Source organism: Paenibacillus sp. O199, assembly GCF_001636635.1.
Taxonomy (GTDB): Bacteria; Bacillota; Bacilli; order Paenibacillales; family Paenibacillaceae; genus Paenibacillus; species Paenibacillus marchantiae.
In genome coordinates, this window is record NZ_LGRP01000001.1 from 149,556 (window position 1) to 170,211 (window position 20,656).

General features: G+C 48.5%; 17 protein-coding genes. 4 read left to right on the forward strand and 13 right to left on the reverse strand.

Annotation, left to right across the window (positions count from 1 at the left end; all coding sequences use genetic code 11):
• Positions 1-57: 57 nt before the first annotated feature.
• The 4 genes from A6049_RS00610 to A6049_RS00625 form a co-directional block, all read right to left on the reverse strand.
• Positions 58-1,968 carry a DUF4832 domain-containing protein gene (locus A6049_RS00610; RefSeq protein ID WP_063562738.1) on the reverse strand — a complete coding sequence of 637 codons (1,911 nt, stop codon included), beginning with the start codon at positions 1,966-1,968 and terminating at the stop codon, positions 58-60.
• 202 nt (positions 1,969-2,170) lie between these two features.
• Positions 2,171-3,007: a carbohydrate ABC transporter permease gene (locus A6049_RS00615; protein ID WP_063562739.1), complete on the reverse strand. Its 837-nt coding sequence runs from the start codon at positions 3,005-3,007 to the stop codon at positions 2,171-2,173.
• A gap of 12 nt (positions 3,008-3,019) precedes the next feature.
• Entirely contained in the window at positions 3,020-3,889 is an 870-nt protein-coding gene (locus A6049_RS00620; RefSeq protein ID WP_063562740.1) for a carbohydrate ABC transporter permease, read from the reverse strand.
• Between the two features lie 75 nt (positions 3,890-3,964).
• Positions 3,965-5,257: an ABC transporter substrate-binding protein gene (locus tag A6049_RS00625; RefSeq protein WP_240321267.1), complete on the reverse strand. Its 1,293-nt coding sequence runs from the start codon at positions 5,255-5,257 to the stop codon at positions 3,965-3,967.
• A 309-nt stretch (positions 5,258-5,566) separates the two neighbouring features.
• Here A6049_RS00625 and A6049_RS00630 point away from each other — a divergent pair, with 309 nt between their 5' ends.
• From A6049_RS00630 to A6049_RS00645, 4 genes are all read left to right on the forward strand, one after another.
• Positions 5,567-7,105: a glycoside hydrolase family 31 protein gene (locus A6049_RS00630; protein WP_063562742.1), complete on the forward strand. Its 1,539-nt coding sequence runs from the start codon at positions 5,567-5,569 to the stop codon at positions 7,103-7,105.
• A gap of 336 nt (positions 7,106-7,441) precedes the next feature.
• Positions 7,442-9,079, forward strand: coding sequence for a response regulator (locus A6049_RS00635; RefSeq protein ID WP_063562743.1), 1,638 nt, complete (start codon positions 7,442-7,444; stop codon positions 9,077-9,079).
• An 18-nt stretch (positions 9,080-9,097) separates the two neighbouring features.
• Positions 9,098-10,831, forward strand: coding sequence for a sensor histidine kinase (locus tag A6049_RS00640; RefSeq protein WP_063562744.1), 1,734 nt, complete (start codon positions 9,098-9,100; stop codon positions 10,829-10,831).
• The gene (locus tag A6049_RS00645) at positions 10,825-12,540 is read left to right on the forward strand and encodes an extracellular solute-binding protein (protein WP_095205907.1); all 1,716 of its coding nucleotides are present in this window, start codon (positions 10,825-10,827) and stop codon (positions 12,538-12,540) included. Before A6049_RS00640 ends, A6049_RS00645 begins: the two co-directional genes overlap by 7 nt.
• 96 nt (positions 12,541-12,636) lie before the next feature.
• Here A6049_RS00645 and A6049_RS00650 read toward each other — a convergent pair whose 3' ends face one another.
• From A6049_RS00650 to A6049_RS00690, 9 genes are all read right to left on the reverse strand, one after another.
• The gene (locus A6049_RS00650) at positions 12,637-13,392 is read right to left on the reverse strand and encodes an SDR family NAD(P)-dependent oxidoreductase (protein WP_063562745.1); all 756 of its coding nucleotides are present in this window, start codon (positions 13,390-13,392) and stop codon (positions 12,637-12,639) included.
• Positions 13,393-13,702: 310 nt separating this feature from the next.
• Positions 13,703-14,275 carry a TetR/AcrR family transcriptional regulator gene (locus A6049_RS00655; protein ID WP_063562746.1) on the reverse strand — a complete coding sequence of 191 codons (573 nt, stop codon included), beginning with the start codon at positions 14,273-14,275 and terminating at the stop codon, positions 13,703-13,705.
• A gap of 101 nt (positions 14,276-14,376) precedes the next feature.
• Positions 14,377-14,742, reverse strand: coding sequence for a hypothetical protein (locus A6049_RS00660; protein WP_063562747.1), 366 nt, complete (start codon positions 14,740-14,742; stop codon positions 14,377-14,379).
• A 186-nt stretch (positions 14,743-14,928) separates the two neighbouring features.
• Positions 14,929-15,858, reverse strand: coding sequence for a ribose ABC transporter substrate-binding protein RbsB (rbsB, locus tag A6049_RS00665; protein WP_063562748.1), 930 nt, complete (start codon positions 15,856-15,858; stop codon positions 14,929-14,931).
• Positions 15,859-15,872: 14 nt separating this feature from the next.
• Positions 15,873-16,844, reverse strand: coding sequence for an ABC transporter permease subunit (locus A6049_RS00670; protein WP_063562749.1), 972 nt, complete (start codon positions 16,842-16,844; stop codon positions 15,873-15,875).
• Between the two features lies 1 nt (position 16,845).
• Positions 16,846-18,327 (reverse strand): sugar ABC transporter ATP-binding protein, encoded by a 1,482-nt coding sequence (locus A6049_RS00675; RefSeq protein ID WP_063562750.1) that lies wholly within the window; start codon positions 18,325-18,327, stop codon positions 16,846-16,848.
• Between the two features lie 15 nt (positions 18,328-18,342).
• The gene (rbsD, locus tag A6049_RS00680; protein ID WP_063562751.1) at positions 18,343-18,744 is read right to left on the reverse strand and encodes a D-ribose pyranase; all 402 of its coding nucleotides are present in this window, start codon (positions 18,742-18,744) and stop codon (positions 18,343-18,345) included.
• Positions 18,741-19,622 carry a ribokinase gene (gene rbsK / locus A6049_RS00685; protein ID WP_063562752.1) on the reverse strand — a complete coding sequence of 294 codons (882 nt, stop codon included), beginning with the start codon at positions 19,620-19,622 and terminating at the stop codon, positions 18,741-18,743. The genes rbsD and rbsK overlap by 4 nt, the downstream gene beginning before the upstream one ends.
• Positions 19,615-20,604 carry a LacI family DNA-binding transcriptional regulator gene (locus A6049_RS00690; RefSeq protein WP_063562753.1) on the reverse strand — a complete coding sequence of 330 codons (990 nt, stop codon included), beginning with the start codon at positions 20,602-20,604 and terminating at the stop codon, positions 19,615-19,617. Before A6049_RS00690 ends, rbsK begins: the two co-directional genes overlap by 8 nt.
• Positions 20,605-20,656 lie beyond the last annotated feature (52 nt).

A 20,656-nucleotide genomic window follows, 5' to 3' on the forward strand; every position in this document is an offset into this window, starting at 1 on the left:
CTCAACAGTAAGAGTCATTCTCTTAACTGTCTAACTGGAAGGGATGGCTGACCTTCTTTACCCTCCCGAACCGGTAGGGTTCACACTCACTAAGATGCGGTCGATATCTGGGGCATAACCCGTGGGCTGTGAGAACAGCAACGTATTGGACCCCGCCTGCAGATGTACTGTCGTCTCCTGTGAAGCCACTGTTGTCCAAGCGCCGGAACTTGGGAAGCTGAGCGATGTACCAGCCGCTCCATTTACACTTAATATGGCGGAGCGGCTCGCTTCACCATTCAAGTACTGGATCATCAATTTGTAGTTGCCTGCTGACGGCACGGTTACACTATTAAACTTCAGCGTGCCGCTACCGTTGCCTAAATAACCCACCTTTGCCCCACCTGAGCAAGTCGTGCAGTTCGCAATGACCGCTGAACCTGCTAACGTGTTTCCCGCTGCCTCTGCCTCATAGGTGCTAACACCTGAATTCGGAGGTGTGACTGGCGTCACGGGCGGGTCAGCCAGTAAAGTAGAAGTCGTAGCACTCCCAGAAACGTGGAAACCGGACAGTGTTAGCCAGCCATTTAGGTTCGCGTCCTGACGCGTGTTCGCAAAACGAATGGTCTTGCCGCCGGTGAGTGGATTGACAATCCGCATGACTAACCTGTAATCCCCTGCGGGAAGGTTGTGATTCGCACTATACGAGAAGGAATAGTCCGTGTCTCCAGGCAAGATGCTTTTCAGATTCCACGATTTTGTGCCAAGCGACTTAACCCATGTGTCGGAGGAATTCAGTACGCCGAACTCGACCTCCCAATTGTAGTAAAACGGAGCAACGCCCTTGTTCTGGAGTTTGACGTTGACTTGCAGTGAGGACGCCGATGAATCACTCAGCTGCACCGATGAATTGTACAGCGTATAACCAAGCATTTTATGAGCTCGCAGCGCATTAAGCTTAGCCGTCTCGTCAGGCAAAGAATTTTTGTACACACGATCGTACATTAGCCAAGAGGCGTGTGTCGTTTCGACTGAGGTCTGGAAGTCTTCACCGTTTTGGTTGGGCCAGTGCTGCCAAAAACTCGTATCCTGCTGGAGGGGTGGGTATAATTCGCCACCAATCGGATGAGTCTTCCAGATGTTCTGCAGGCCGTTCTGCGTAATCAAACTCCAGAATCCCCAGTCATTTGCGAACAACGTTTCGTACGAAAAAGAATCATCATGGTAGCCGAAAGCGTTTTTCAAATCTGCTGTACTCGCCGAATAAGGATACCTGGCCAGTACCTGGGTCTTCTGGAATGCGCTCTTGAATGCCGAAAGCAGTCCGTCACGGTTACTCTGGTTCATCTCCCAATTCGTTGGGTCTGTATTGTAGGGCCATGTATGCCACTCTCCCCAAAATCCGTATAATCCTGTTGTCAGGAAGCCAATCCGAGGATCGCCATCATAGCGGGCCCCAAGTGCGGTGACGAACTGTCGCAAAGCCTGATTCAGATTTGCGTCGTTCCAGTCGGGGGCCAGACTGTGAGTGGATGTATCATGATTGCCGTTCTGATCATAATCTCGGGTCATAAGCCCGCCATTAATTAGAAACTGCGGAATACCGCTTGTACGCCCCGGGTAGTCAACGTAGACACGGAAAGCCGCCTGGTTGCCCCGACTAGCGATATCATTTAGATAGGCATCCAGCGGTGCCCAGTTGTATGTGTTCCAATCCGTCATCAGGTCACGAAGTGAAACGTAGAACCATTCCATGCTGTGCGGAAAACTGTTGTTCGGATCAACACTTTCCGAGGGAAGCTTGGAGAAGGGTAAAAATCCCTTCAGTGGATTTAGCTCCAGCCCTGCTTTGTTCGGGTCATAGGTTTGGGCTTGCCACTCCCCTGACGCATAGGCATGGTTGGGCTTGAAGTTCATAAACATTATCGAGCCAAGTAGACAAAAGACGACCATCATCAATCCTAGCCTTGCGATTCTTGCATTCGACATTGCATCTTTCACTCCTGTTCGCATGAGATTAACTATTAAATATGGCAACGAACTTGCTCGCCAGTCTCACTCACCCCCTCTCCAGCTCGGAACTCCAAGCATGAACGAGAACACACCTCGTCTCTACTTGATGCAAAAAGCTTAGTAAACGTGGTGGTACGCTCAATCCATTTTCCAGATTACATCGGCGTAATTCAAAAAATCATCCCTTACTGGCACTGAAGGCGACACCCTCAATAAACCGCCGTTGGAAAATAAAAAACAGTATGAGCATCGGAATAACGGCCATGAACGCCCCAGCCATCAATACAGGATAATCCGTACCGAACATGGAGACAAGTGTGGCAAGGCCTGCCGACAGCGTTAATTTTTCCGGTGAGCTGTTGATGATAAGTGGCCACTGTAGTTCATTCCATGACCAGAGTAGTTGGATGATGACGACTGCAACCAGTGCTGACTTGACAAGCGGCAGCATGATGTAGCGAAAGATTTGGAACGGATTGCATCCGTCGAGCACTGCCGCCTCCTCCAATTCTTTGGAGATGCCGAGGAAAAACTGGCGCAGCAAAAAGGTAGCAAATGGGCTGACGAGCGAAGTGATCCAAAGTGCGGTCGTCGTATTCACCAATCCTAGTTTGCTCATCATCAAATATTGCGGGGTATAGAACACCGGGTTGGGAATCATCATGACCGAAATGATCAGAAAAAAACACAGACCTCTACCCGGAAAGCGAATGCGTGCAAATGCAAAGGCCGCCATCGCGCTGAAGACGACAGGGAATAATGTCTTCATGAACGCAGCCATCAGCGTATTCGCATAATAATGCAAGAAGGCCGACTGCCTAAGGGCGTCTACATAGCCTCGCAAGCTCGGCTCGGCAGGTAATATCGTAATCGGAATCTGGGTCGCCTCCGTCGTCGTCTTGAGCGACGTAAGAATCATCCAGAGAAATGGAAGCACCATGACGGCTGCGCCAGCGATCAGAACCAAATGAATAATAAGGTTGCTTCTATGCTTCGAAGAGACAACTCTGCTCACTTTCGTACCTCCTCAATCGTAAATCACCCATTTTTTTTGCAGCATGAACTGGATACCCGTCAAAACCAGGTTGATCACCAGCAAAATGTTGACAATCGCTGCTCCATAGTTCTGATCGTAATAGATAAATGAATTTTGGTAATAAGCGTATACAAGAGAACGCACGGCCGGTAGCGCAACGTTCGTTTTACCGATAATCAGATAGATACTGTCAAAAATTTGTGTGGCACCGATCACAAGCACGATCGACGTAAAAAATAATGTTGGTGTTAATAGCGGGAGCGTAATGGAACGAAACTTGCGAAAACCGACAGCGCCATCAATCTCAGCCGCCTCATACAGAGTACGTGGAATGCCTTGAAGCCCAGCTAGGATCAGCAACATGTTAAAGCCAATCGCTCCCCAAACACCGACCATGACAAGAGCATACATGGCGAACCGCTTGTCAGAGATCCACGCGATGTGTGTGCCGAGTACAGAGTTTAGTAGTCCGTAATCCTGAGCGAAAATAATGACCCACACCATAGCAGCCGCGGCTGCCATCGTAACCTGCGGTAGAAAATAAATGACCCGGTAGACCGCCTGGCCCTTGATCTTAGCGTTCAGCAGTACGGCGAAGAACGTCGAAAGTATAATCGTCGTAGGTACAAACAGCACAACATAAAGTATCGTATTACGTAGATTTTGCCAGAACTCTTCGTCCATAAATAATCTTTCGTAGTTGGCCCAACCGACCCAGTGGTTGATAAGGCCGAAGTTTTCGGACTTCAGGAAGCTCAGATAGATGGAATAGACTGCTGGCCAGCTCCAGAAAACGAGCGTTCCGATCAATGTCGGAGCGATCATCATATAAGCCCATATATATCTGCTTTTCGAATGCATTGCCTTCACCTCATTTGTGCCATAGGTATTCCGTTAACCGGAATACCATCGACAATTTTGCCTGACGTAGGGCGCTTACTTTGCGTCCTCAATCGTCTGATTCATCATTTCCGCCACTTTCTTGGCACCTTCTTCGATTGAAATGGCGCCGCCCCATGCCTGTGACATGATTTCTGCTTCTTTCGAGAACCAGACTGGGTACGATTTTGAACCGCTCGGGTACGGAGTCGCGTCCCCCGCCTGATCAATGAATACCTGCAGGTTCAAATCGGGATTGTTCTTCACCCATGCGTCTTGCGTATTATTGAACGCCGGAATCGCGGCACCCATCTCTGCCGTGATCTCAGCGGCCTCCTTGGAGCCGAGGAATTTCAGGAACTGCCATGCTTCATCCTTGTGCTTACCCTTAGTGGACATGACGTTGCCGATGCCATTAATGATATTGCCACGCTTGACCTTCCCCTTCGGCAGGGGTGCCCAATCGTACTTTCCTTTGATAATTTCACTACTCGCCAGATTCCCGTTATCCCAAGATCCATCGAAAATCATCGCGAGCTTGCCGGACTTGAACATTTCGACCGAATCCGTGTCGGTCATCTGCTGGTGCGTCGGCGAAGCCTTGTCAAGAATCATCTGGTAACGGGCCTTTAGTGCCTCAATCGAAGCCAACTCGTCGTAGCCGGATTTGGTCATGTCGTCATTTAAAATAAAACCACCGTTCGCTAACATGTCGTTCCAGTAGCCCGCTTGGGTGTCCAGCTTTGCGCCAAAACCGTAAATGCCCTTGTCTGGCTGACTTAGCTGTTTGGCGACTTCAGCAAGCTTGGCATAATCCCATGTATCGTCTGGATAAGGAATGTTCGCCTGATCGAACAGCTCCTTGTTGTAGGCCAGACCAATGGTATCGAAGTCCTTTGGAATACCGTAGTTTTGACCGTCCATCGTATAGATGGAGACGAGGTTGGACGCGTAGTTGTTCAGATCGATTTCATTGGCCTGCACTTTGTCCGTGATCGGCTCGAGGAACTGGCCTTCTGCGTACTTCATAAACTGACCGCCATGCATCCAGAATACATCAGGCAGCATTCCCGCTGGCGCTGCGGCGGACATCTTCGTCCAATATTCGCCCCAAGGAATAGCATCAACTTTCACCTTGATATTCGGGTGCTGCTCAGTGAACGCATCGGCGATCGCCTCCATTGCCGGCTGCTGGTTTTTGTCCCAGATCGTATAAGAGATCGTAACGTTCTTCTGGGCACCACCGTCGGTAGCCCCGCCCCCGTCGTTAGAACTATTACAGCCCGCCATCAACGAGACAAGAAGTAAGCTGGCGATCCCTGCTACCATTTTTTTTCTTATATTCATCATCAAACTCCCCTCGACTTTTCTTAAAAATGAAGTTGTACTCTTATGTCCAGCAATCATGCTCCAAAAGCTGGAGGACGGAAAAAATGCGCGTTTTTTCCGTCAGTCGATCGTCGTGAGCTCTTGACGTTCTCATCATAAATCAGGAAAAATCCGGTTTAAATGCCTAGATTTTAAGATTCAAACCACATTTTTAAGATCCCCTTCCCAACTGCGGATGATCTCTGCATAATAAAACGCGTACCTAAATTCAAACGATTGGGGCAAATCATCCACAAGATTTTGTCCGCAATTCCAAAGGAGAATTCTCCCATGAATAATATCTCAATCACCCAGTTGCCCGGTGAGTACTGGTGGGGCGGTGTGATCAACGATGGCAGCTCCATGCCGTTTGGCCAGACAACATATACGAGGGATTTGCGTGTGACGGATGACAATCAGGCCTCGCCTTTGCTGCTCTCCAATAAAGGCAGATATATTTGGAGCGAGGAACCGTTTGCTTTCCATGTGGACGGGAATGGACTCTCGGTCTTTGATAACGCAGGTGAAGTCGTCGTGGAGGAGGAACATAGCTCCCTGCAGGGAGCATACCGTCATGCTGCTGGCACACACTTCCCTCCTTCCAAGCAAATGCCCGACGCTCTCGTCTTCACAGCCCCGCAGTACTGTACCTGGGTCGAGATGTTCTATAACCCCACGCAGGACAGAATTATCCGTTATGCAGAATCAATTCTAGCGAACGGGCTACCGCCCGGCGTCCTCATTATCGACGACAATTGGATGATGGATTATGGCATGTGGGACTTTGACAAGCACAGGTTCCCGAATCCCCGGGAGATGATCGATACGCTTCATGGCATGGGTTTCAAGGTGATGCTCTGGATGTGCCCATACGTAAGTGCGGACTGCACCATGTTTAAGGAATTGCGGGCGGGTGATCTGCTTCTAATAGGCGTGGACAACGCGCCAATCATCCGACATTGGTGGAATGGGTACAGCGCAGTTGTGGATTATACGAAGGAGGAAGGTGCGGCCTGGTTCAAGCGGCAGATGGATCGTCTGATCACTGATTACGGTGTTGATGGTTTTAAGCTTGACGCCGGCGAGCCGTTCTTGCCGGGCGGAGCGGACACGACCCAGCCCGTTGCATGGACTCGTCCCCTGCGTCAGCTTGAAGACTGCGAAGCATATGCTAATCTCGGAGTTGGCTACTCGCTGGTTGAGTTGCGGATGTGTTGGAAACTCGGTGGCCAGGGACTCATCCAGCGCCAGCGGGACAAGACACATACCTGGGACGCCACTGGGCTCAGCGGACTCATACCCAACGCGATTGCTCAGGGACTGCTTGGTTACGCATTTAACTGCCCCGATATGATCGGCGGCGGTATGGACGGCGATATCAACTCCCCGGAATTTCACTTTGACAGCGAGTTGTTCGTAAGGTACACCCAGTGTGCCGCACTGTTCCCTGTGATGCAGTTTTCCATGGCACCCTGGCGCGTGCTGAAAGGTGAGGAGCTAACCTGGTGCCTTGACGCTGTACAGCTAAGATCCGAGCTTGGTCCCGAACTTCTGGCGCTTGCTCGCCAAGCCACTGCAGACGGTTTACCGATACTGCGCAGCTTGGAGTTCGAATATCCCGACTGCGGCTATGAGCTCGTAAATGACCAGTTTCTCCTCGGACAGAATCTGCTCGTTGCGCCAGTTGTCGTCAAGGGACTGACATCCAGAAACGTGGTTTTTCCTGAAGGTCAATGGCAGGACGAGGATGGAAATATCATCAACGGGCCTACCGAACTTCAAGTTGATGCGCCCCTCTCACGTTTGCCTTGGTATCGCAAAATCCAATAGGAGGTATGTATATCTCCATGAAAAAATAAAGCTGGCTCTGATTGGCGCAAACGCCCGAGGGCTGCCTAGCTATGCTCCCTATGTACTCGCCCATTCGGACGAGGCCGAATTCGTAGCAGTCGCCTCCGCTCAGGCCTCGCTTGACAGCCATCTGATGGCATTCGCTGCCGAGGTGTCAAGGCTGAGGCAGGGATTAGTCGTCGAGATGAGCGAATTCAAGGCAACGATTCTGGCGTCTTCAGCCTGCAATTGACAAAGGAACAGTTCTGCTCAGATAATAAAAAGGTTGAAGATATGTCAACCGTAACAAGCGAAAACTGACTGGGGGATTTACGCATGTATGAGCTACTAATTGTTGATGATCATGCTCATCTCGTGGACAGTCTCGAACGCACCATGCCGTGGGAAGCGCTCGGCATTGGCAAGGTTCACAAGGCTTTCTCTGGCGAAGAGGCACTCGAACATTGCAAGAGCTATCCCGTCGATATTATCATCACCGATATTCGAATGCCCGGGATCTCCGGCCTGGAGCTGATCGAGCATATAAAAAAATACGACAAACACTTCAAAAGCATCCTGCTATCCGGCTACGGCGAATGGGACTACGCACAGGAGGCGATCAGACAACAGGTGGATGGTTATCTGCTCAAGCCAGTCGACCAAAGAGAGCTGGCCGACATGCTGCGCCAACTTACGGAAGCGCTTCATCTGGAATGGGACGAACGGGGAAAACAGGTGAAGGCAATGAGCATGCTCAGCGAACATATGCCATTGTTTCGAGAAAAGCTGCTTATGGATCTGCTTCAAGGTAGGAAGCTTGCTCCCAAGCTTCTCGAAGAAAAAATGGCTTATTATCGGCTGCCGTTCTGTCCGAGCGACGAAACTGCAATATGCCTCCTACGCATTGAATCGTCTGCTGAGGAGTTGAACTGGAAGGACCAGTCCCTGCTCTCCTCGGCCGTCGCAAATATCGCTGAGGAAACCTTCTCGGAATTGTTTCATGTCTGGCACGGGCGTGATGCGTACGAGCATGAAGTCTTCGTTCTCAAGGTACGGGAAGAGTCATGGCTAGCGCGGGAGAAGGAGCCGGAGCTTAATCGGCAGCGATCCCTCGAACATTTGGCGGCCAGGCTGCAGCAGCACGTCAGACACTTTCTCAAAAGCAGCATTTCAATCGTCGTGAGCCATTGGCAGGTCATGGCTCATGGCCTGCGTGAAACTTACCAGGACGCACTGGCTATACTCACCCGCCATCTTGGCGGTGAGACGGACCTCTTAATCCGCCTGCAGGACGCCTTAGTGCCGGAAAAGCCCTACCGAGTCCATAGTCTTTACGAGTCACCCACGTTGATCCAGTTGTTCGAAATTTACCAGTGGGAGGCGATCTCTGCCAAGTGGGACGCCATTTTCCTTGAGGTGACAAACAAACGAATGGATTCACGGGAAACGCTCCTTGAGCTCTATTATCACGCGATGGGCGCCTTCAGCTTTTTTGCCCACAAAAACGGACTCAGCCTGCTTGAGATCATCCCTCCAGAGCTGGAAAAGGCCTCTGAAGCCAACCGTTTCCGCCATATGTACCAGCTTCAGGATTGGATAGTACTCACGCTCGAGCGATTGCGGGAGATGACCAAAAGCGAATGGAACAATGAGCAAGTAGCGCTCATCCGTAAGGTCCAGCAATTCATCACAGCGCATCTCGCGGACGCCACGCTGCAGACGGCAGCGGATCACGTCGGCCTGCATCCCGCGTATCTGTCCGCTCTGTTCAAAAGCAAGGCAAGCGAAAATATTAGCGAATATTTGTACAAAGTGCGCATGCAGCGCGCGCGGGAAATCCTTATCGAGCAACCAGAACTCAAGGTTAGCGACGTTGCGACGGCAATCGGCTACCATAAGCCGCAGTACTTCATCAAGTTGTTCAAAGAGCATTGTGGACTGACACCGCAAGACTTCCGTCATCAATCCTCCTGACCGAACGGGGACATTATAATGAAACTAACCATTTTCACAAAAATTGTACTTGTCATCTTTCTACTGCTCGTCTCTACCCTGCTTCTGTACTACCTGACCAATCGCTCCAGCGTGCGGCTCATCAAGCAGGAAATTCAAAGAGTGAAATTGAATGAGCTTACTTTCCTGGCCGGAGACATCGACAACAATCTGTCCAAAGTATCGTCCTTTAGCGATTTTCTCGTACTCGACAAAGATGTGCGATTGCTTGCGACTCCTTCCTTTCTGGAAGGAGATTTTGAGCTGAACAAGTTGAAACTGCGGGTATCGGACAAGTTGAACCTGTTGCATGCCCTGAACAACTGGAACGCCGAATTTATGGTGATTTACGATGAGGATAGTTCATCTTTCTCCTCCACGTCCTCTTCGTCAAAGTTAAGCGAACTGTACCTGGAGACGCACTTCCGTCCGTTCTGGCAGTATGAGCAGACGGGCGATGGCACGTATTTGACGTATTATTTGGCGCATCCGTACACCTTCCGCTTTGATCCGGAGGAAGTGTCTTATGTCGTCAGGGCCAAGATCGACACCAAAAATGTACTCGCCTACTTGGACCGCGCCAAGGGAACGAACGACAACAGCACAATCTTGTTGTCTACGGCCGGGGATGTGCTTGCAAGCGACACAGGGAAGCTTCCTTTCATCCGTGAATTGACAAGCCGACTTGAAGTTGGTAAAGAACTGAGTGGTAACCGACTTATTAAACTGAACGGTGAGCAATACCTCGTTAATTTCACTGCTCTGAGTAACTTTAAAGATTGGTACATCGCCGACTATACCCCGATCAGTGAGGTGCTCAATCCGATCTATGCCAACCAGCGTCTCTACTACTTCTCTAGCGTTTTCCTACTTCTGTTCAGTATCCTGCTCGCCCTGCTGTTATACCGGGACGTGCAGATTCCGATACGTAAACTGCTCTGGGGCGTGAGGAAAATCACATCCGGTCAATATTCCATCAAGCTCCACCAAGAGAGCAATGACGAATTCATGTATTTGTTTGAGCGCTTCAACGAAATGTCCAAAGAGATCAAAGAATTAATTGAAAGGGTTTACATGGAACAGATACGCTCCAAAGAAGCAAAGCTTCGGCAGCTCCAATCCCAGATCCAGCCGCACTTCCTGTACAACTCGCTTGCATTTATCAAGAGTATGACCGAGCTTGATGAGAAGCAGGCCGTCATTGACATGTCTATAAGCTTAAGCCGTTATTTCCGGCAAACGATCAAGTTCGAGAACACGTATACAACGGTGCGGGATGAGCTTGAGCTCGTCCGGTTATACCTGACGATCCAGAGCCTTCAGATGGACCGCTTCGTTTTCACCATTGATGTCGAAGAGCAGCTCCTCGATATACAGGTGCCGCGACTGCTTCTACAACCGCTCGCGGAAAATGCCATTCTGCACGGCATTGAGGCGCTGCGCATGGTTGGTGACATCCGAATTCGTGGCTATTCCAACGGTGAATATTGTGAGCTTATTGTGGCGGATAACGGCTGTGGTGTCGAGCCCGGTCGACTCGACACGCTTCGTAATGCAATCTACTACGGCGCGGACGCCAATACTGCCTGGGCGCTTCACAATGTATATGAGCGGATGAGAGCGATGCTCGGCTCAGAGGCCGATATGGAGCTGGCTAATGGAGAACTGGGTGGACTTCAGGTGACGTTGCGCTGGAAAGTGGTCCGTGAACAGGAGGTAACAGAGATATGTTAATCTGGAAATGGTTGAGGCAGACAGGTCTGTTTGGCCTCGCGATCATCTTGTTTCTAGTCGTTATGATTTTCTCGTTTATCTTTTGGGAAGATCCAACGGCACCCTCCCAACTACTGAAGAAAGAAAACACTTCTGTCAGGCCTGCCCCTTCGTTCATCGGTGGAAAATATGAGTCTCCCGTCGTCTTGACGACCGTTGGGCATCTGTACCCGGACATCGAGTTCAAAAACGGTGAGGATCTGCAAAACAACGTACTGAGCCGACTGTTTGAGGACAAGCTTGGCATCAAGGTCAATTACCTCTGGACGACGACTGGTGATGAGGATGTCTACATCAATAAACTGAACACCTTGATCGCGACCGGTCAGTCCCTTCCCGACATCGTCACATTCAAGGGTGGACAAAATATGTATCCGCTGCTGCGCTCCGGTGCCTTCCGCGACGTAGGAGAGTTGTTCGAGCAGTATGCCTCACCCAAGTGGAAGGCAGCCATGGCGCAGGCACCCGAGTCGTGGGAGCGGTACATGATCAACGGCAAAAAAATGGCGATACCAATCCTCGACGGCAAGATGAATTCGAACGAGGTATTGTACATTCGTCAGGATTGGCTTGATAAGCTTGGTCTGAAGGCGCCCACCACCCTCAAAGAGATGGAGTCCGTCATGGATGCGTTCGTTCATCTAGACCCGGACGGCAATGGTAAAGACGACACCTATGGACTTAGCATCAGCTTGAAAAATTCGTTTTTCACCTGGATGTCGGATGCGGGATTTGTATTTGGGGCTTATGGGGAGATGCCGGATATCTGGAGCACAGACCCGGACGGGATGCTGTCTTACGGTACGGTCCAACCAAGTGTTCGGCAAGGTCTAACGACGTTAAAACGCTGGATGGAGCGAGGCTACATACCAAAGGATGCTGAGATTCTCGATGAGGTCCAAGCGACGGAATCATGGAAGCTTGGCAAGACAGGCATGATTGTGGCGCCGCTGTGGGCGGCCGGATGGCCGCTAGGGAACGTAACTGCGAAAGTACCGGACGCCAGGTTCGAGGCATACCCGATCCCCGTCGGGCCGAGCGGCTTATCTGGTACGCGTGGCACACCACCAGAGTATGGGGCAATTGCTATCAACGCAGATATGGCGAATCCCGAGATTTTTTTCAACTATATGAACTTTGTTTATGACAACTTCATTGATCCTCCTGCTGGCTCACCGTATCGCTGGGGTATCGCTGAAGGCTACGACTACGGCTATGAGGATGGCAAGGTGACATTTCTGGAAAGCCAGGTTCCGGGCGGTTTTGCAGACCCCCAGAAGTATCTCTTAAGCCTGTCTCTCCCCTCTGTCCCTAACCTGCTCAGTGAATCGATTGCTCGCATCAACAGCGGTGTATCCGATCAGACCTCATATGACATCAAAAACAAGCTGCTCCGTACACCTCAAGAGCTGAAGGGCTGGCAAATCGTTGAAAGCAATCCCTCCGTCTACAAGACAGATGCCTTCACAGGTGCACCTACGCCTACGATGGAAAAGATCGGTGACGCCCTTGACGAGTTACTGCATGACGCGATGCTCAAAATCGTATATGGGCAGGAGCCGTTGTCAAGCTTCGATCTCGTCGTCGCTAGATGGCACAAGCTAGGTGGCGATAAGATCACTGAAGAGGTGAACAACTGGTACACATCGCTGGAAAAAATCAATCAATAATCGTTGTTTTCTGTGGGTTATCTAAAAATTGAAAGGATCAGATAAAAACATGGCGCACAATGTTTAGTTGTACGCCATGTTTGATGAAATATTAAATTAATGCAGCTCTGAAATGATGGGATAGATTGGACTTCTCAGATTGAAATTGTAGTTCAGGTCTACAATCCCTACGACTTCGTTGTTATCATATAGATCTAACATGAAGCCTGCCATTTCTTTGGCAGTGTGGTATTTAGACATGTTTGCTTTGTAATCAAATTCTTCTGTGTCTAATGATTTCTTCACGAATTCCGTTTCCGTAATTGCTGGAGCCAGTACTTTTGCTTTTAATTTTGCCCCTTTTATTTCAAGTTCTTTGGCAAGCCCTTCTGTGAAGGCACTCACGTAATATTTCGATGCCGAATACGCAACACTCCCAACAGCGATGGCATATCCAAGTGCGGATGCAACGTTAATTAACTGAGTTCCCTCTACGTCTGCGTAATCTCGCACATACAGTGTGGAAAGGATCGTCAGGGACTCAATGTTCACACGCAGCATCGTTTCAACTTTCTCCAAATTCTGTTCTGCTACAAAAGAACCTTCACCGAGCCCCGCATTGTTAATCCAAGTCTCAATTTGGTATTCCTTAAGCGTGTTATAAAGTGTGTATGCCTGTCTTGTATCCGATAGATCACTTGTATGAACAATAACATCTACTGTAGCATCAATATTCTGAATTGCTGATTTGAGTTCTTCTAATTTGTCCACTCTTCTAGCGACCAAAATTAAGTTTTTGCCACGTGCAGCAAATGCCAAAGCTGTCTCATATCCAATCCCTGAACTTGCACCCGTAATAACTGTATATTTCATCCTATTTTCTCCTTATCAACATGTATTTTAGTATAGATAAGCTTTCAAAATAATTTTAGAACGATCGTTCTTGATATTGCAAAAAAAAGTTAGATCTAACTTGCTATTTAGAATATCATTTCTAGAACGAACAGTAAAGAATTATTTTCTGACTACTATATAATGATGTTTGAACATGGAACTAATGAGTTTTGCCAGACATGCGATACAAGTTCTTTATAACGTTAACAGAAAAGAACCTGTATCACTAAAACAAATCAGCCTTTGTGGAGACATCTCCCTCTTTGCCATCCAAGGTGTAACTCCACTTTCAATCTAAAACGGATAATGTCATATCCATAATATTTGTTAATTTTTGCTGATCCGTAGTGGTCTTAACCAACGTACGTATGCCCACCCATGCATTCATCAAATAATGAGAAATAACTACAGGATCAATGTCAGCCTTAATTTCACCCTTTTGCTGGCCTTCCAGAACAAGGTTTCTCAAGAATTCCTCTGTTCGCAAGTAACTCTCATTAACCAAGGATGCAACTTCAGGATCCAGTACGCCCAGTTCCACGCCTGAGTTTACAAGAAAACAGCCTAACGGTTGTCCTTCATTTCTTATTGTTGACTCAAACAAAGCCCGTATTATCTCTTTGATTGGTTTTTGTGTATCAATCAGAAAGCTCATTTTGTTGGTCTGCTTCGTTTCATATCGTTCAAGAGCTTTCATAAAGAGAGCATGCTTATCCCCAAATGTATCATAGATACTTCTGCGGTGAATGCCCATAAACCCAACCAAATCCTGCATTGAAGTTTTCTCATATCCTTGGGCCCAGAACAATTGTATGGCTTTATCTAATACTTCATTAACTTCAAATTCTTTGGATCTTGCCATCCTCATCACCTCGAATAATCATTATACATTGAAGTGAACCATCGGCAAACTGAAAATGAACAAGTGCATAGATTACAGGGATGACATGCGCAAAAGAAGATTTATTTATTTGCATAATCATCCATGGCTTGAACAGCTAATTCGAATGCCTTGATTCTTCTTCTTAAAAGCGTCTTTTGAGGGCTGCCCGCTTTGGACTTATTATAACTGTTCTCAAGTGATGGGAATAATCCAATCAGAACATTTCGAGCTCCTGCTAACTCTTCGTTGGTGAACTGATGAGCTTTTTGATTCCAGGCCATTTCCAGCATAGCCAAACCGACGTATAAGGCGTTAAGTCGTTTCTTTAATAAAGTAGTGTTATTCCCTTTCTGAGTCAAATTAGTCAAGGCGTTTTCGGATTTGCGTATGGTCGATTGGAAAGCTTGGATGGATTGCACTTGTTCTTCCTCTGATAAATTTTCCATGTAGTGCTAACCTCTCCTTTTCTCATGCATACAACTAATTTACATTCCTGACGAGATGTAATCAATATTATACTGGGCAAAAACTACCGCAGGTTTCAATGTTAACTGTCTTTTTCACCGTAGCAGATGGATAAATTAAAAATCCCGCCCTAGACATTTTGTCCAGAACGGGACGTACTTGTTGAATTAATCGTTTGCGTTTTCCTTGGTCAACAGCTTCAATTCAGCAGGAATTGATTTTTCTACCTGCTTGCCGCCCAGTACATCCAGAGCAGCTTGCACCGCCAGCTGGCCAATCAGTACTGGTTGCTGAGCGACTGTTGCTGTCAACTTTCCGTCCTTAATGGATTTGATCGCATCATCATTGCCGTCAAATCCAATCACGGGAATGTCTTTACCAGAACTTTGGATCGCTTCGATCGCCCCCAATGCCATCTCGTCGTTATGGGCAAATACAGCCTGCACGTCAGGATTACCCTGCAGCAGATTCTCCATTACATTCAAACCTTTGGAGCGATCAAAATCGGCAGACTGCTTCGCAACCACATTAAGTTTTTGGTCAGCAATCTCGTGGAAACCTTTCCCCCGCTCTCTTGTTGCGGAAGCTCCGGGTACACCCTCAAGTTCAATCACTTTTGCTCCCTCGCCAAGCTGTTTTACGAAATATTCCGCCGCCATTTGTCCACCTTTGACGTTATCGGATGCGACCAATGCTGCCACGTCGCCTTTGTCTGCGGAACGGTCCAATGTAATTACTGGAATACCCACGCTATTGGCCGATTGAACAGCCGTTGAGATTGCCGCGGAATCCGCAGGGTTAATCAGCAGAGCATCCACGCCCTGTTGAATCAGGTCGTCCACATCATTGGTTTGTTTGGCTGAATCATTTTGAGCATCAACCACGATGACCTGAATTCCTTGTTTTTTGGCTTCCGCAACGACTCCGTCCTTGAGGGAAACAAAGAAGGGATTATTCAACGTGGAAACTGACAGGCCGATTTTTTTCTGTCCATTGCTTCCGGCAGAGTCGGGCTTAGCCCAACCCGGAGGCTCCAGAGAGCATCCTGCCAGAACGATCATCATTACGCTTACAAGCAATATGGTTAGTTTTTTCATGTTCGCTTCTCTCCTTAAGCCGTTTTCTTGCGGTCCAGCAGGACAGCGATGGCAATAACGACACCTTTTACAACCATTTGATAAAACGAGTTCACTCCGAGCAGGTTCAAACCATTGTTCAACACGCCGATAATCAGGACCCCAATCAATGTACCGACGATCCGTCCTCTACCACCTGATAGGCTTGTTCCACCCAGAACAACAGCTGCAATGGCGTCCAATTCATATGAAGTTCCTGCCGTTGGCTGCGCAGAATTCAGACGAGAAGTCAGGATCGCGCCTGCCAGCGCTGACAGCATACCTACCAGGGAGTAAATCATGATTTTCACACGATGCACTTTAATACCTGAGATAATAGACGCTTTCTCATTGCCACCAAGCGCGTACGTTTTACGGCCGAAAGAAGTTTTGTGCAAAATCGTCCACAGAATTACGAAAGTAATGAGCATTGTGATTGCTGGAACCGGTATGCCTAGCATATAACCACGACCGAACAGTTGGAACAGCAGGCTATCGCCCAATCCGGTAATCGGATTACCGTTCGTATATACCAGCGTCAATCCACGGAACACCGTCATCGTCGCCAATGTAGCAATAAATGGAGCCATCTTGCCTTTTGTTATCATGAGTCCGTTCACCATACCCATGACACCGCCGAGCGCAACCCCGATAATGATCGACAGAATCGGATCCAGGCCAGATAGCATCATATTGGCTACAAAGGCGCTAGATAAAGCCAGAATGGAGCCCACCGACAAGTCGATGCCGCCTGTCAGAATGACAAATGTCATGCCAAAGGCAATCAGCGCGTTAATCGAAACCTGACGCAATAGATTTAATATGTTAAGCGGTTCCAAAAAGCTTGGATTTAATACCGATACGATGATAATCAGAATGATCAGTCCAAGCAACGGACCTAATTTCTGTGTTAGATTCGTCAAGCGGAAACCGCTTTTGGCGGGTTGGTTTTCCTGCAAAGTTGTCATATCATTGTCCCCCTGTAGCCAATGTCATAATGTTTTCCTGTGTTGCCTCTTCTTTTGCCAGTTCACCACTAATGCGTCCCTCATGCACAACCGCGATTCGATCGCTCATGCCAAGCACTTCAGGCAGTTCGGAAGATACCATAATGATGGCAACTCCGCGGTCAGTCAGCTCGTTCATCAACTGATAAATCTCTCGCTTGGCTCCAACATCCACACCGCGTGTCGGCTCATCCAGGATGAGCACACTTGGGCCAATGCCGACCCATTTGGCGATAACCACCTTCTGTTGGTTGCCCCCTGACAGGTTTCGTACCGCTGTTTCGGATGATTGTGTCTTAATTTGCAAACGTTTGATGAGCGTATCGACGAATTCCTGTTCTTTCTGGGTCGAGATGAACCCCTTACTTGAGAAGCTGAACAGATTAGGTAAGGCCATATTCTCACGAATGGAGAAATCTAATACCAAACCTTCATCCTTCCGGTCTTCGGTAATAAATCCAATTCCATGTTTAACCGCGTCGGCAGGCTTCCGAATATGAGCCTTTTTGCCTCGAATCATAATTTCGCCACCGTCCAGAGGCTCCAAACCGAAAATCGACCGCATGATCTCTGTCCGTCCCGAACCCATCAGCCCGGAGAACCCGAGGATCTCGCCTGCTCTCACCGTAAAGTTGATATTTTGGAACAATCCTTTGCTGCTTGCGTTCCTTACTTCCAGGACCACTTCACCATACGAAGGATTGCGTGCCGGATATCGTTCCGTAAGTTCCCGTCCGACCATCTTCCGCACAACTTCGTCAAAACTGGTCTCCGGGATCGCCTTGGTATCTACCGTTTTACCGTCACGCATGATCGTAATCCGGTCGCAAATGGTGAAAATCTCCTCCATCCGGTGCGAGATATATACGATGGAAACGCCATTTTCCTTAAGCGAAGTGATTACGCCGAACAACTTCTGAATCTCCCGCTCCGTAAGCGCCGCCGTGGGCTCATCCATGATGATTACTTTGGCGTCGGTCATCAGTGCTTTGGCAATTTCAATCATTTGCTGCTGACCGACAGAACATTCCCCGGCAGGACGATCCAGCGGAATCTGTACGGAAAGCTTGGCAAACTGCTTAGTGGCAAGCGCTTTCATTTGTCTTGAATTCAGCAATCCAAAAGACGAAGTTATTTCCTTACCTATGAAGAGATTATCAAGCACCGTCATTTCCGGCCAAACGTTTAACTCTTGGTGGATAAAAGCAAGCCCCATCTTCTCAGCTTCCTTCGGATTGGCAAAATAGGTTTCTTTGCCGTCAATGGAGATGGTTCCCTGATCCCGCCCATGAAGACCGATCAAAATGTTCATTAGCGTGGATTTTCCAGCCCCGTTCTCTCCCATCAGGGCATGAACCTCGCCTTCCTTTAGTTCAAAATCCACCCCGCTTAGCACTTGGTTGGTGCCAAAAGCTTTATATATGTCTTGCATCTGAATATGCATGATACCGTCCCCCTTTTAACCGAAAATGACGCCCGATTGTAAAATGCAATTGGCATACGGCGTAGCTTCGCCCGTACGAATGACCACTTTGGCATTCCGGGTCAACACCTTGAATTGTTCATGATTAATGGAAACGTCAATGGCTTCATCGCCAAATTTCTCGGTAATAAACTGCATAGCTTCTGGATTCCCTGCCTTGATTTCTGTTGCCAAAATCACTTTCTCAACGACCATATCGTCCGCAATAAGCTCCACGATCTCTTGAAAACTCGGTGTTCCCAGTTTCAAGGACAAATCGATTTTGGGGACCCCTTCTGGAACCGGAAGGCCAGCATCCGCGATGACAATCATGTCCGTGTGACCCAAATCAGACAACACCTTCGAAATGTGACTGTTCAATATTCCCAGCTTCTTCATTTCAGGCTTTCCTCCACTTCATCCCGTGTCGGCATGCCTCCTTGTGCCCCAAACTTGGTCACGGATAGCGATGCAGCCCGGTTGGCGAATCTAATGCTGTCTTGTAGCGGTTTGCCTTCAGCCAAAGCCACCGCAAATGCGGCGTTAAACGTATCACCCGCTCCGGTTGTATCCACTGGTTCCACCTTATAAGTAGGTACAACGATTTCCTGTTCGCCGTCAAAATATCGAACTCCGTTGCTGCCCTCCGTAATAAACAACTTGTTTGGATATTTGCGCAGCGCTTCTGCCGGAGTCATGCCCTGAAACAATATCTCGGCCTCATGCTCGTTCGGCGTGATATAAGCAGCTTTGTCGACGACCTCATCCGGTACTTTTCTCGCTGGAGCTGGATTCAATAACAGCGGAGTTCCGCTTTGGGCGCAAATCTCGCTGACACGAACAACGGTTTCCTTCGGGATTTCCTGCTGAATCAGTACAATATCTGCATGTTGGATCACTTCTGCCGCTTCATCGACATAGGCTGGTGTAACTTCGCGATTTGCCGCTTCAACCACCACGATACTATTATCACCTTCAGCCAGCACGATATGAGCCGTACCACTCTCCATATGTGTAACCGGTTTCACATTCTGCGTATTTACACCATTTGCTTTGAAATTATTTAAAATGGCTGTACCAAAAGCATCATCACCCACCCGGCCGATCATGGAAACATCGGCCCCCAGCCTTGCGGCAGCAACTGCCTGATTTGCTCCTTTGCCGCCAGGAACTGTTTTGAAGCTGTCGCCAAGGACGGTTTCACCCGCCCCCGGCCGCCTTGCAGAAGTAACAACTAAATCCATGGAGCTGCTGCCAATTACGCATATTTTAGCCATCTGAATTCACCTTTCTTGTTGTGCCCCGTTCAATGAAACTGACCGGGAGCTGTATGTGTTTGTTTTCGATTGGAGCTTGTTCCACCAGTTTGATAAGCAAACCGGCTGCTTCCCTTCCCATCTCATAGGCCGGTTGGCGAATGGTCGACAATGCTGGTGATAGCAGGCTGCTCATCGGGATATCGTCGAAGCCGATAATTTGCATATCCTCCGGAACTTTTTTACCGATGCGCAATGCCTCGTGCAGTACCGCCATAGCTGCGATGTCATTACTTGCAATGACTCCGTCTGTATCGCCGTACTTGCTAAAAAGCTCATCCGCCCATAACCCAACATCGTTAAAGGAAAAGGATGTCGTTTGAATTACGCGGTAATCCAGACCAGCTTGACGTATGCTCTCGATTGCGCCTTCAAAACGATCCTGCGCAGGCTTGATATGTGCCGGTCCCTGCATAACCGTAATTCGTCGACTTCCACGCTTGATGATCTCCCGTGCAGCCAGACGTCCGCCCTCTCTGCCATCCGCAAATACGGAGGGACTGTCCAGAGGTGTTCTGTCAAGAAACACCACGGGAATTTTCAAGTTCTCATATATTGAAGAATGAGGGTAATTCGTTGAAGAGATTACGCCGACTACATTATTCTGGATAAAAGTCTGGATGTAATCCTTTTCCTTCTGTTCATCCTCATCACTATTTCCGAAAATCAATCTGAAATCCTGCTCCTGCATCCGGTCCTCTACGCCGCGTGCAAGCTGCGGAAAGTAAGGGTTTGCAATATCGGGTAACAGCAGGCCAATCAATTTGGACTTACGCTTGTATAAAGAGCGGGCTACCTCATTGGGAGAGAAGTTAAGCTGCTTGACCGCCTCCTCCACTTTCTTACGAGTGTCCGCATGAACATAACCTCTTTCATTAATGACCCTTGATACAGTGGCAACTGAAACGCCAGCCAATTTAGCTACATCCTTTATTGTTGTCATGAACGTTCACTCCTATGTGTGTAACCGGTTACAGATATGAAAATATCATATT